Source organism: Paenibacillus foliorum (assembly GCF_013141765.1).
GTDB classification, from domain to species: domain Bacteria; phylum Bacillota; class Bacilli; order Paenibacillales; family NBRC-103111; genus Paenibacillus_S; species Paenibacillus_S foliorum.
Map to the genome: position 1 here is coordinate 195,646 of NZ_WHOD01000128.1, position 12,166 is coordinate 207,811.

Genomic DNA, 12,166 nt, shown 5'->3' on the forward strand with positions numbered 1-12,166 from the left:
CATTATATATTAACTCGTGCGTTCCTGAGGACCTTGGCCATCATTTCCGCATTGGGGTAATCTGAAGCTTGATACTGCATGACAACCTCTTCAATATCAAAGCTTACTCGTTCAATAGAGGTTCTAATAGCCCCTTCTGTTATCTCTATAGTAGCATAGGAGGCCATAGCCAAACTGTCAAAGGGGAGCCCCACACTCCCTGTGTTCATGATCACTTTACCATTCAAATATCTGGTGTAGGGTTTGTGAACATGAGCGTAGATGTAAATTTGAGCGTCCTTGGATGACATCAGCTTGGATTTAATAATTTCATCATCCGCACCAGGAGGTACAATTTCAAACAAACTATCCGGTGTGGCATGAAAAAGGTGCAGAGCTACGCCTTCGACCCTAACATTGATTTCTGTAGGCAGCTGAGCCAAATAATCGATATCGGTCTGATCTAATTTTGATACAACCCAATCCCGTTCGCGATTCATCATTTCCAAAGCGGTATCGGCAACCTCGCCCTTGCGGACACCACGAACGACCCACTCATCTGCGTTGCCCTTAATTACCTCTGCATTCAAGGAACGAATCAAATCCATGGATCGTTTCGGTTCTGGGCCGCGGTAACATAAATCCCCCATCACATATATTTTATCGACATTCTTTTTATTGATATCTATTAATACCTTTTCCAATGCATGCGCATTCCCATGGATGTCGGATATACAAGCAATCTTCATACGATTCAACTCCTCAAATTGTCATTAAGTTTAAATTTACCATTAGTAACGGCCAATGTCTAAAATTTTCCCCGAATTTTCTGGCTCAGTACCGAAATCAGCGCTTAACGAAATCACTCGATTTCGGCTCCTTACCCAGCTCAGCGCTTAACAAGACCTTACGAACTGCAACTCACAGCGCACAAGCATTATTCGAGAGCTACTGCCTACCCTCACCTCAAATCCTGCATCTATACAGCCTCCGTTTTATCGGCTTACCCTCAAATCCTGCAGCTATACAGCCTTTTGGCCGTTTAATCGGCAGTCTTGGTAAATTCATGCAAATATGCAGCTCTTTTTTCATTCTTAGCTGAAACCGGGTCGCTTTGCAATAAATTGCTGTACTTTTGCAGTTCTTCCTCTCACAAGCCAATTTCGGTAGCTAATAACTGCATGTTTGCAGGTTTGTGCAGGCTGATGATCAGAGGAGAGTCAAGCACTGCTTATGAAGTTGAATCCATTTTCTCACTACAAAAGCAAAGGCTTCAATGAGAAGATAGGCCCTCATAGAAACTCGCAGCAAAAAAGTCCTCCGTCTGAGTCATTACTCGGCGGAGGACCTTTTGGATTTGTCGAAAGCTGCTTACTTGGAACAACCTCTTAGAGGTTTCAATTATTTACATATATTACCTTTTAAGTGGATGTATCCACATCGAGAATATCCAATAGGAAGACGAAAACTGGAATCCCCACGATCAAACCCCACGTACCAAAGTAATGCTGAGAGAAAATAAGAACAATAAACGTATAGAACATAGGGAGATTCATTTTGGAAGACATAAGCTTCGGATTTAAGAAATACCCTTCAAGGAAATGAAGCACAGCAATCATGGCAACCACATAGATGATCATCATATGACCGCCTACGTTATAGCCGATAATGCATAGTGGAATCAATGAAATCAGGAAGCCAGCCACAGGAATCAAGCTAAGCAGGAAGATCATAACCGCCAGAGCAAAAAGGTACGGGAAGCCTAGAATCCATAGCCCAATCACAGTGAAAATAGTATTAAAGAGGGCAATAAGAATTTGAGCCTCAATAACTTTACCGAAGGACAGAATGAACTTATTGCCGAAATATTCAAGCTCCTCATAGAGCCAGGAGACTTTGCTTGTTTTGAGCTTGGAGGTAAATGCAGCAATTCTATTCTTCTCAAGAATAAAGAACAAGCTTAGAATGGTCGATAGAATAAAGGTTGTTCCCCAGTTGCTGAACCTAAGGATATATTCGAAGCCCTGCTTAACATAAGCTTGTAAATTGAGATCTTTTAACGTTTTATATACATATCGGGAAAGCTCATCATCAGGTGCAGGCAAGCTCGTCAAACCGATCAAAATTTCTTTTAAATGTATGATCTGAACAAAGACCTTCGGCAAGTAATTAACGATCGCATAAACTAAGATGGAAATCATCGTGACATATAGCAATATAATAATGACCTTGCTGTTAATCTGCACATATCTATTAAGCCTTCTTGTCAAAAACCGTTGAATACTACTCATAATAAAGGCTATTAGAAAGGTCAAAAGTACTAGGTTCAACATGTCCTTAATACTAATCATCAACAAGCAAATTAGAAAAAGGATCGAAAATCGTCTTACCGTTAAATTCAAAAAAAATTGCTTAATATTGTCCATCGATTCGTCTCCATTCAAGTAGCCTAACTATGTTTAGTCTATACACTTAGTCTACAGAAATAGAAGCTTTATGGCAATCAAATAATTCGATAAAATATTACAAAAAGTGCATGTATATGCACTCCTTATGAACTAGTATCACCTAAATTTCTATCTCGTCACCTGGCACCATCACTTTACCATTAATCCCCTGTGCTTCCAACTGCTTAACGAAAGCTTCAGCATCCTGCTTAATTATAGGGAATGAATTATAGTGGACAGGAATGACCAGCTTTGCCTTATACCATTTGGCTGCTTGGAGCGCATCCTCCGGCCCCATCGTATAATGCCCTCCTATCGGTATGAAGGCTACATCGATTTTTTCACGTTTGCCTATAAGCTTCATATCTCGGGATAGTCCAGTATCACCTGTATGCAAAATTGTTTTACCTTCCGCACGTATGATGAATCCTGCAGCCAGCCCCCCGTATAATATTGTTTTGTTCTCCTCATCAACGATGCCAGAGCTATGAAGCGCATGAACCATCTTAGCCTGAGCGAAGCCAAGATCAACTGTTCCTCCAATATTCATACCGATTGTCTCGACTCCTTTCCAAGACATATAGGCAGCTAGCTCTACATTAGAGACTACGGGAATATGATTCGCTTGGGCGATTGGCGCAGCATCGAGAATATGATCCATATGAGAATGGGTCAAGAGGACGGCGTCCGTCTTAATAGCTTCCGGCTTCACAACCGCTAATGCGTTGCCGCTGAGGAATGGATCAATAATAAGCGATTTTCCATTCGTTTCTATTTGTACTGCGGAATGTCCGTGATAAATAATTTTCATTTCCTCAACACCCTTCCTTTGAATACGAGTTTAATGCTCATTATACAATATGGATCAAACGGAGACATCCTATTACGATTCCTCATGTCTGTTCATTAAATATTTGTTTCGTAAATGAGATCCATTCCCTCGTCGCCAAGGACATGTATCCCTCCTTTCTCCAAGCCATCACCAGCTCCCACGGAATAGTTGGATTGATCAAAGAAACCGCTTTAATCTTATTAGGATTAAGTACCCTGCAGATGATGTCAGGCAGCATGGCGATGCCCAAATCAGCACTTACCATTTCACCGATAAAATCCCATTGAGAGCTTTCATAAACGATATAGGGTGTATAACCTATTGCGCGGCACTCGCTAATGATCCGGTCATGCAATGCAAAATCACGGCTGAACAGAATAAAACGTTCCTCCGCCAAATCCGTAAGTTCAACCTGCGGCCGCTGCGCCAGTTTATGCGTTGGATGCATAATAACCTTCAGCCGATCCTCTATGAGAGGGTACGTATCGAATTCCGCCTGATCAACAGGACCTAAGAGAACTCCAACATCAAGTGTTCCGTCCGCAATACTTTCCTCGATTTTCCTTGCCCCGTCCTCCACCATCTTGATCGTAATTCCCGGATATTGCTCCTGAAACCGTTTGAGCACCTCAGGGAAAAACCTCGATCCGGCCATTGGAGGAAGCCCCATCCGAATGCTGCCCTTATTCAAATAAGTCAGGTCGTTTATTTCCGTCATCAGACCATCGTATAGCTGAAGAATCGGGCCGGCATGATTCAATATCGCTTCACCCGCATTCGTCAGTTTAATCTGTTTTCCATCCCGAGCAAACACTTCAATATTGAGTTCATTCTCCAAATTTTTGATCATTTTGCTGATCGTCGGCTGTGTGATATGCAACGCTTCGGCAGCTTTTGTAAAGCTGTTATGACGTACGATTTCGGAAATATATTTTAAATGGCGTATTTCCATGGATAAGAACCCCTCGTTCTCATAGACAAATGGAATGAAAATCATTCTATATATTCATTTTACTCATGTTAACCAACTTCGTATACTAGGTGTAGAGAAGAAAGGGGCGGAAATAATGAAGCTGCTGTTAAAAACAATCATCCAGGTCCTATTATTTATCGTCCTCGCCAGAATATCCAATTTAATCGTTGCATGGCTTCATATTCCAGTGCCCGGCAGTATTATAGGCATTATCATCCTATTCACGCTTCTTAAACTCAAAGTCCTCCGGTTGGATTGGATTGAGTATGGCTCCAAGTGGCTGCTATCCGAGATGCTCCTGTTCTTCATTCCTTCAACGGTTGCGATCATCAATTATAAAAATCTGGTGATCCATAGCGGATTCCGAATAGCAATCATAATCTTATGCAGCACAATCGCCGTCATGATTTGCACCGGTCTCATGGGCCAATTATTTATGGGGCGCAAAGAGAGGTCAAGCCGATGATGAGCGCCATTTTCTGGTTATTCGGCACCCTATTAGTTTATTGGGCATCCAAATGCTTATACCGTACTTATAAAAAAATGTATTTGACACCGCTGTTAGTTACGCCGATGATCATTATCACTGTCATAGAATGGGCAGGTGTTTCTTTTAATACGTATGATAAAGGAGTCGGTTGGCTTACCGATTTGGTGGAGCCTGCTACTATTGCACTTGCGGTAATTCTGTACAAAAATTGGGATCATTTGAAGAAGAATGCTTGGGCCATTATCGTATGCGTCGGCTGCGGCGCAATTGCGGCTATTGTGACCTCAGCAGGATTCTCTTATTTGCTCGGGCTATCGCCGGAAATTATGGACAGTCTGGCACCGCGTTCTGCCACAACTCCAATAGCTATTTCTATATCATCCAATATCGGAGGTATTCCTACGATAACCGCTGTCGCCACTCTCTTCACTGGACTGCTCAGCTTGATCGTAGGCCCGTTAATCGTTAAATGGTTCCGTATTCAGCATCCCCTTGCGCGGGGCGTTCTGTATGGAACCAGCGCACATTCGGCAGGAATCAGCAAAGCTATGGAGTATGATGCCGTCTCCGGTTCCATTGCTGCTATAGCCATGATGGCAACTGCTTTCATTACACTGATTGCAGCGCCCTGGCTCGTTCTAATGTTTCAATGATCCTAATCCAGAAAATCAAATTCTAAGTATATTTTATTTGAATGATGTATTTTAGCGCTATTCCCATCGAAGTTAATAACACAATCTTGAATCATGAAGGATAATACCCTTTCGCCATTGTCCTCAATTAGGTTCAGGAGATGTTTCAAATTCAATACGATCACAAGCAAACTCAGTAACTTCTTTACTATGATTATATTGTGAGACTATTAATTTATTGGAATTATGTTTTGTTTTTTGGCAAAATGAATACAAGCTTCTTAGCATTTGTGACATTAATAAAGCTCCTTTATATGAAAAATTAGATTATTGAATAGATGGCATACCCATTTTGCTTCTAATTAATGAAATGGTCATTTTATGCTCATCGATTGTTTTCTTATACTGTTCTAATTGTTTTAAGAAGAGCTTATATTCTTCCTCAGCTGCTTTTAATTCTTGCTCTGCTATAATTAATCTGACCCCTAACTCTTCTCTTGCATTTAATTCGTCCAAAAGTTTTCTCCCTCATATGAACTTAATAGTTTATCGTATTTAATTTCAGCCTTCCTTATTTAGAGAATTTAGCTTTTAATCTTGCCGCTTCGGCCTCTGCCTCAGTAAACCCGTCCTTAATCAGCTTCTTTTTAATTCTCACAGCAAATAGATCGGCACCAAGCTCCAGTTCTGGAGTTTGGGCTTCTTTGTAACGGTCTGCCATTATTTCAATTGCATTTTGCAGCAAAAATTCCTTATCCATAGTTCCCCTCTCCCGTGCAAATAAAATTGGACTTTCACAGTATTTAGCATTAACCAATTAATTCTATTCCTTATTATTCTAACATACAAAGTTCAAAGATTATTCTAAATGGAAAAAGGACCTCTCTCGAGGCCCCTCTCAACGGTGAATTGATTGTTGGTACAAATGCCATGAATCTTAACGAAAGCTCAGTATAACCTATCCACAATATTGCAGTACGTGTACTACACTAACGTGTATTTGGCACATCCCTCCGCTTCTATATCGATTCAACAACAAATTCCCTAGTATTGCTCGTTAGATCGCCCAACGGAACCACACCTCTCTTTTCACCGTTAATTGTATTATGGCTCTATTGCTGCATTATTATTCATGAGTTTTTAAACCCGTAATACGCGTTGCGAAAAAAGGAACTTGTGATTAAAAGGCTGTGGAATTCGATTTACGCTCATTTAAAAAATCTTTCCTTTTCAAGAAGCCATTCAATTTTTCTGAAAACAAGAACATAGCTGCAGCAGAAGCACCGATAAAAAACGGAAAGATTCCGATGGTTGAATAGGAAGCTAGGAAACCGAGAAGAGGAGGCATAAACGTACTCCCCGTATAGGCTACAGCCATTTGATAACCCATAATGGTCTGTGAATGCTTTTTCCCGAAACGTACCGGCGTTTCATGCAGCATACACGGATAAATCGGTGCCAAACCTAATCCGACTATCATAAAACCCGCAAGCGAGAAGCCGGTAGGCAATGGCAAGAATAGTAGCGCCGCACCGACTAATGCCGTGATTTGCCCTCCCCGAATGAGAACACGGTTACTCATCTTGAAAGTAATAAAACCGGTAACAAATCTGCCGATTGTGATGCCCGCGTAGAATAGGGAAACCCATTGTGCCGCTACCGCTGCGGGCAATTCCTTCACATTTACAAGAAAGCTGCTTCCCCACAGCCCCATCGTTGCTTCGACACCGCAATAAAACAAGAAGGAGAACAGAGCCAGCTTAACCCCCTTAATCTGCAAAGGTTTATTATTTTCAGATGATTCTTCATCTGCTTGCCCCTTGCTATCTTCCGGTTCTTCACTTGATGGGACCTTGCTATTACTAGCCACCCGATTCCATAAAGGCAGCGTGATAAAAAGGATGACAACCAGGGCAAACTGAATTCCGGCAACCGTCAGGTAACCTTGTCTCCAGAAGTTTTGCCCCGAAATAAACTGAGCCATAATAATCGGACCGAGTGTAGCCCCGACTCCCCAGAAGCAATGCAACCAGCTCATGTGGTGTGCTTTGTAGTGAGCAGCAACGTAATTGTTTAGTCCTGCATCCACCGATCCTCCGCCTAATCCTAGAGGGATAGCACATATCAATAACCAAACAAGCGATGGAGAAACAGCAAAGCCTAGCAAAGCGCCGGCTGTCATTATACAGCTGACCAGTGTTACTTTACCCGTTCCGAAACGTTTAAGTACGGTTCCACTTGCCAAACTGGACACAATCGTGCCAGCCGCTATTGTCATAGATAACAAGCCGGCCGTCTCAAGCGGCACTTTATAGTCCAATTGCATGACAGGCCACGCTGCTCCCAGCAATGAATCAGGCAATCCCAAGCTGATGAAAGCCAAATAGATAATTAACAAAAAGAATGTAGCCATATTGTTTACCTGTTCTCCTGATCATTTGATATTTTTGTTCCAGAGATCATAAGGTCAAGTCCGAGTTTCTGTAATCCGTACAAATAATCTTGTTTCCAATCACTTGTTGTAAGCTCTGGAAGATGTTCTTCTGGGATATAGGTTGCGCTCCTAATTGCTATTTGGTTGATAATTGTTTGGTTCACTTCATTGTTACAAAAAATAACCGTGTGGGGGTTTATCATAGCTGTAAAAGAAGCTACCAACCGACTAATAGCATCAATCTCTTCATCCTTCCTAAGATTCGCTGTTTCTTTTTCAGTCGTGCTACCATTGTTTAAAGATTGTAGAAAGTTTCTGTCATCATACTGAGGGACGAATGAAACTTCACCTGAGAAAAACGTACTTCCTCGCACCAGATCTCCATTAATCAAAATACCAGCACCAGGACCATTGTGACCCATATACAAATAGATCAAGGAAGAATTCTCTTTATTTCGCCTATTATTGTTGTATCCAAGTACAGCAGCATTCATATCGTTCTCTACAACGACAGGTATTGATAAACGTTCTTCAAAGTATCCCTTCAAATCCAAATTATGAAACTGCTCGTAGCTTGGCATATAAATAATTCGGCCATTTTTGACCGCACCAGGTACACCGATTGATATGGAACTGATCTTCGGATTATTTACAATGATGTCTTCAATCTGCTTCGTTAAGCTTAGAACATCATCCATTAGGACACTTGTTGTGTTACCTTGTTCTTTCACTTCTCCTAAACAATTAAAAATCATGTAGTTGGTTTCTGTTTTTTCTAAAAAAATAGCCAAACCCAGCATATACTCCGGATTATAAGCATATCTTTTTGCTCTTCTTCCACCACTAGAATCATCAAGACCAACTAAAATTAGCTCCCCGTCCTTTTCCATTTGCGTAAGGAACTTACTGATTGTAGGAAAGCTAATTCCCAATTTGTGACTCAGTTCAACCTTCGTTGCACTTCCTAGTGCCAGAAGAGCTGCACGTATACCACGGAAGATAACTCTCTTCATTTCTTTTGGAGTTGCAAGTAACTCATCCACAATGATCACCACCTCATAGCGCAACACTTATTAAACGCATTTAATAAGTTATTACGATAATATCAAAAATTCTAAGCCATGAAAAGAAATTTTCTTTTTTTTTGAACTATACAGCCTGTTCGTAACGCAGCGAGGCTGCCGATCACATAACCGACAGCCTCATGCTGGTTGCTTATCGAGATATAGTTACGGTTAGCTGATTCTTACTAAATTTCACAACTGCTAGGTTGTTTGTTCAACATTAATAGGCACCATTTCAATCAGATTGACCAAGTTCCCATCTGGATCAAACAAGTCGAACATGACATGTTTATTCCAGGGAGAATCCCACGTTACCATTTCGGTAACTCGGTACCCTTTCGCCTTTATTGCTTTGTGCATACTCGGTACATCGCTGCATTTGAAATTAAACATAGGACGATCGATCACTGTGAATGGTCCCTTCACTTCCGCCAAGCTTAGCAATGCCGCATGATCCGGATGAGGATTGCAAAATAGCGTAGCGCCCCTCTTGCCATCTCCCCAATCCTCTATTCCCCTACAAACAAGTCCAAGAGTTTCCGTATAAAATGAAATGGACCGCTCCAAATTGCTCACGGATATGAATAAACCGCCAATCTGTTGAATCGGCATCTCTTAATCCTCCTTATTTTGCAAGACTGAATAAATGAGCCTTTAACTTATCTACTTCTGTAGGCGTTCGATGAACGTTGACAACTTCGTTCACGTCATATTTATTTCCGTCCAGGTCGTAAAATACGAAGTTAATGCCGCAGCTGTCACGGTCCTTAAGATGCTCGATCCTGACGCCGTTTGATTGCAAATGGCCATGCAGTACCTCTATTCTCCTTACCTCAAAGGTGAACCTAAACATTTCATAACCCGACTTGTTAGAGAATTGGTTATCGATCTGTCCCGCAGTTTCGACCAAATGCAACCATTGTCCATCGGCAAGCTTCATAATCGCTTGAGCTTCTAAAGGATTGAATGGTACCGCGTACTCCAATCCAAAGTTTTGCTGCCACCATTGTGCAGACTTTATCGGGTTTCTAACAGGCACATATACCGAACATACAGCCTTCAATGCATTTCCCATAAATTCATTCGAAATTCCAGACATCCTAATCATCCCTTCAATTGTTAATTCCTTCAACCTAAGTAACGGAAAGACGGAACAAAATCAAACAATCGATTATTATTAATTTGAAACGACTCTGAATATGTTGCCGTCAGGATCTCTGAATGTAAAATGCAATAGCGCGCCCACTGTCTGAAGCTGAGTAAGATGAATTTCTTCCTTGGTTAAACCGATGTATGCCCGGTAAATTGCGTCTGGATCACGTCTGCGGAAAGCTTCAACCAGTCCATCAAAATCAATGGGAAACGCCCTATCTTCATTCGGAACTATAGATGGTCTATCTGAGGATGAGTCCTGAGAGAATTGCTTGAGTCTCAAGCGGGCACGTCCTAAAGTTACTTGTACTGTAGCTTCCTTCATTCGCACGAATTCCGCAGTCTCTTTTGCTGTAAAATCGAATACATCCATTAACAGTAAAATAACGGCCATTTTAGGCGACAGCCGTTCCGCGAGTTGCTCCAACAGCTCCCGACTAGATAACAATGGATCCGGAGCAGCCGCTTCATAACTTCGATCAAACGGCACAGTTCGGATTTTTTGTTTTCTTTGAACGTCAATCCACGCATTTCTCGCAACACGGTACAGGAATGCTCTTGTTATAGGCCTCTCCGGGTTATTTCGGACAGCCTCAACTACTTTAAACCATGCATCTTGCGTCAAATCATCAGCATCCCAGCGGTTACCTGTAATCCGCATGCTATATTGGTATAAGATAGGTTTCCAGTCCATCCTTATTAATTCTATGACGAATTGTTATTTCCTTTTATGAAAGATTCTTCCTGCGACAAGGCTACCGATTCATGCCGACAGCCTCTTGCTGGTTGCTTATCGGGCCATAGTTTCCCTTCTGCTACCAATTGACCGTTTTCAATTACCGAAATGGCAGACTGAAAATATATCCTATATAGAAGAATAATTCTCGTAAGAAAAAAGGAAGTTTACTGTTTAACGACCTATAGGCCGAACTAGGTGTCGGTGATGAATATACCTCCATCCCCCTATTTTCAGCCATTAAAACCGCTCGTTTCATATGCATTGGGTCACTTACAATGATGAATGTCTTAAAGTTATTTTTAGTGGCAATTATATTTGCGTACTGGAGATTCTCTTCCGTTATTTTTGATTCAGTTTCAATATAAATATCTTCTGCAACAACCTTATTTTTGATTGCATAATCCCTGGCAACTTCTGATTCCGCATATTTATCACCGACACCTTTGCCACCTGTGAAAATAATTTTATCTACATATCCATTTTCATAAAGCCAAATTGAATGATTTATCCGTTCCCTTAGGACGGGTGACGGTTCATCGCCCCAAGCAGCTGCACCCAGAACAATTGCAGCATCAGATTTAACTAATTGATTGATTTTGCTATAAGACCAAATACTGTAGGCTGAAAAGCAAATAAAAATTGCAAAAAGCAGAATAAGTACTTTAAACAATCTGCCTATTATTTTTTTTAGCATTCTTATCCAACCCTTTTACAAATTTATACTACTTTCAACAATCCTGTCCTTTAACGCGGCGGGACTATTTATTCATGCCGGCAGCCTCATCCTGGTGACCGACCTAGCATTTATCGAATGTCTTTCCAGTTTGAATCCATTCCTTAAATGGATTAAACGCACTGTGTTTCACCCAAAAGCTAATGAACTCATTACTCGGAATATCTAATAGTAAACTGTCATTTTCAGGTATGACCAACTTATCCATTAGCGAACCATTCTCCGATCTGATTTCCTTAGTGATTGTACCTTTAATCTGCTTTTGAAAAATCAACGGTTCAGAATCAATTTCACAAAAAGCCAAACATTCTTTTATGTAAACGGTGCGGTCTTCTTTATCCTCTAATAACTTAATAACATCTTCCGCAGTTAGCCAGTAATTAGCAAACTTTACAAATGGCCCAGGAAATCCGTTTAAAGCGTTTATGTATAATCCAACATCAGTAACAATTACCGAGCTACCAAGCTTATCTCTTGCCCAAATACTCGAAAATCGTGCTATATCTTCGACCTTCATACTCTGTATTTCAGGAACATCGATATTACTTTGTTTCAAAGTCATATTCGTTTCTCTAAGAACCGTTGTCGCAATTTCAAATTTCACTGCATTTGAAGTTGCATAAATAATTTCCAATTAAATCGCGCCCCTCTGGACCTCTCTTTGGTCACCATAATTTTGAATGGGTTGAAT

General features: G+C 41.1%; 15 protein-coding genes. 2 read left to right on the top strand and 13 right to left on the bottom strand.

Annotated elements, in window-relative coordinates:
* Positions 1-2: 2 nt before the first annotated feature.
* The 4 genes from GC093_RS33605 to GC093_RS33620 form a co-directional block, all read right to left on the bottom strand.
* Positions 3-728, bottom strand: coding sequence for a metallophosphoesterase family protein (locus GC093_RS33605; protein ID WP_171656321.1), 726 nt, complete (start codon positions 726-728; stop codon positions 3-5).
* A gap of 672 nt (positions 729-1,400) precedes the next feature.
* The gene (locus GC093_RS33610) at positions 1,401-2,405 is read right to left on the bottom strand and encodes an AI-2E family transporter (protein WP_171656322.1); all 1,005 of its coding nucleotides are present in this window, start codon (positions 2,403-2,405) and stop codon (positions 1,401-1,403) included.
* Between the two features lie 142 nt (positions 2,406-2,547).
* Positions 2,548-3,237, bottom strand: a complete 690-nt coding sequence (locus GC093_RS33615) for a metal-dependent hydrolase (protein WP_171656323.1) — start codon at positions 3,235-3,237, stop codon at positions 2,548-2,550.
* An 82-nt stretch (positions 3,238-3,319) separates the two neighbouring features.
* Complete coding sequence (locus tag GC093_RS33620) at positions 3,320-4,210, bottom strand: LysR family transcriptional regulator (protein ID WP_171656324.1); 891 nt, start codon at positions 4,208-4,210, stop codon at positions 3,320-3,322.
* A gap of 115 nt (positions 4,211-4,325) precedes the next feature.
* Between GC093_RS33620 and GC093_RS33625 the strand changes: the two genes are divergently transcribed.
* Together GC093_RS33625 and GC093_RS33630 are read left to right on the top strand one after the other, a co-directional pair.
* Positions 4,326-4,697 (top strand): CidA/LrgA family protein, encoded by a 372-nt coding sequence (locus tag GC093_RS33625; RefSeq protein ID WP_171656453.1) that lies wholly within the window; start codon positions 4,326-4,328, stop codon positions 4,695-4,697.
* Positions 4,694-5,374 carry an LrgB family protein gene (locus GC093_RS33630; RefSeq protein WP_171656325.1) on the top strand — a complete coding sequence of 227 codons (681 nt, stop codon included), beginning with the start codon at positions 4,694-4,696 and terminating at the stop codon, positions 5,372-5,374. Before GC093_RS33625 ends, GC093_RS33630 begins: the two co-directional genes overlap by 4 nt.
* A 306-nt stretch (positions 5,375-5,680) precedes the next feature.
* Here GC093_RS33630 and GC093_RS33635 read toward each other — a convergent pair whose 3' ends face one another.
* The 9 genes from GC093_RS33635 to GC093_RS33675 all read right to left on the bottom strand — a co-directional run bounded on the left by GC093_RS33635 (position 5,681) and on the right by GC093_RS33675 (position 12,109).
* Complete coding sequence (locus GC093_RS33635) at positions 5,681-5,869, bottom strand: hypothetical protein (RefSeq protein ID WP_171656326.1); 189 nt, start codon at positions 5,867-5,869, stop codon at positions 5,681-5,683.
* 55 nt (positions 5,870-5,924) lie between these two features.
* Complete coding sequence (locus tag GC093_RS33640) at positions 5,925-6,113, bottom strand: hypothetical protein (protein WP_171656327.1); 189 nt, start codon at positions 6,111-6,113, stop codon at positions 5,925-5,927.
* Positions 6,114-6,533: 420 nt separating this feature from the next.
* Complete coding sequence (locus tag GC093_RS33645; RefSeq protein ID WP_171656328.1) at positions 6,534-7,766, bottom strand: MFS transporter; 1,233 nt, start codon at positions 7,764-7,766, stop codon at positions 6,534-6,536.
* Between the two features lie 5 nt (positions 7,767-7,771).
* On the bottom strand, positions 7,772-8,830 hold the full coding sequence (locus tag GC093_RS33650) for an ROK family transcriptional regulator (protein WP_376768698.1): 1,059 nt from the start codon (positions 8,828-8,830) through the stop codon (positions 7,772-7,774).
* Between the two features lie 222 nt (positions 8,831-9,052).
* Complete coding sequence (locus tag GC093_RS33655; RefSeq protein WP_171656329.1) at positions 9,053-9,463, bottom strand: VOC family protein; 411 nt, start codon at positions 9,461-9,463, stop codon at positions 9,053-9,055.
* 13 nt (positions 9,464-9,476) lie between these two features.
* The gene (locus GC093_RS33660; RefSeq protein ID WP_171656330.1) at positions 9,477-9,950 is read right to left on the bottom strand and encodes a VOC family protein; all 474 of its coding nucleotides are present in this window, start codon (positions 9,948-9,950) and stop codon (positions 9,477-9,479) included.
* Positions 9,951-10,028: 78 nt separating this feature from the next.
* On the bottom strand, positions 10,029-10,697 hold the full coding sequence (locus tag GC093_RS33665) for an RNA polymerase sigma factor (protein WP_171656331.1): 669 nt from the start codon (positions 10,695-10,697) through the stop codon (positions 10,029-10,031).
* Positions 10,698-10,839: 142 nt separating this feature from the next.
* Positions 10,840-11,436 carry a YdcF family protein gene (locus GC093_RS33670; protein WP_171656332.1) on the bottom strand — a complete coding sequence of 199 codons (597 nt, stop codon included), beginning with the start codon at positions 11,434-11,436 and terminating at the stop codon, positions 10,840-10,842.
* Between the two features lie 103 nt (positions 11,437-11,539).
* Positions 11,540-12,109 carry a non-canonical purine NTP pyrophosphatase gene (locus GC093_RS33675; protein WP_171656333.1) on the bottom strand — a complete coding sequence of 190 codons (570 nt, stop codon included), beginning with the start codon at positions 12,107-12,109 and terminating at the stop codon, positions 11,540-11,542.
* Between the last annotated feature and the right edge of the window lie 57 nt (positions 12,110-12,166).

What these genes read in the sequence shown, in the direction of transcription:
- GC093_RS33605 (WP_171656321.1), bottom strand. Translation starts at nt 728, where the DNA reads ATGAAGATTGCTTGTATATCCGACATCCATGGGAATGCGCATGCATTG.
- GC093_RS33610 (WP_171656322.1), bottom strand. Translation starts at nt 2,405, where the DNA reads ATGGACAATATTAAGCAATTTTTTTTGAATTTAACGGTAAGACGATTT.
- GC093_RS33615 (WP_171656323.1), bottom strand. Translation starts at nt 3,237, where the DNA reads ATGAAAATTATTTATCACGGACATTCCGCAGTACAAATAGAAACGAAT.
- GC093_RS33620 (WP_171656324.1), bottom strand. Translation starts at nt 4,210, where the DNA reads ATGGAAATACGCCATTTAAAATATATTTCCGAAATCGTACGTCATAAC.
- GC093_RS33625 (WP_171656453.1), top strand. Translation starts at nt 4,326, where the DNA reads ATGAAGCTGCTGTTAAAAACAATCATCCAGGTCCTATTATTTATCGTC.
- GC093_RS33630 (WP_171656325.1), top strand. Translation starts at nt 4,694, where the DNA reads ATGATGAGCGCCATTTTCTGGTTATTCGGCACCCTATTAGTTTATTGG.
- GC093_RS33640 (WP_171656327.1), bottom strand. Translation starts at nt 6,113, where the DNA reads ATGGATAAGGAATTTTTGCTGCAAAATGCAATTGAAATAATGGCAGAC.
- GC093_RS33645 (WP_171656328.1), bottom strand. Translation starts at nt 7,766, where the DNA reads ATGGCTACATTCTTTTTGTTAATTATCTATTTGGCTTTCATCAGCTTG.
- GC093_RS33655 (WP_171656329.1), bottom strand. Translation starts at nt 9,463, where the DNA reads ATGCCGATTCAACAGATTGGCGGTTTATTCATATCCGTGAGCAATTTG.
- GC093_RS33660 (WP_171656330.1), bottom strand. Translation starts at nt 9,950, where the DNA reads ATGTCTGGAATTTCGAATGAATTTATGGGAAATGCATTGAAGGCTGTA.
- GC093_RS33665 (WP_171656331.1), bottom strand. Translation starts at nt 10,697, where the DNA reads ATGGACTGGAAACCTATCTTATACCAATATAGCATGCGGATTACAGGT.
- GC093_RS33670 (WP_171656332.1), bottom strand. Translation starts at nt 11,436, where the DNA reads ATGCTAAAAAAAATAATAGGCAGATTGTTTAAAGTACTTATTCTGCTT.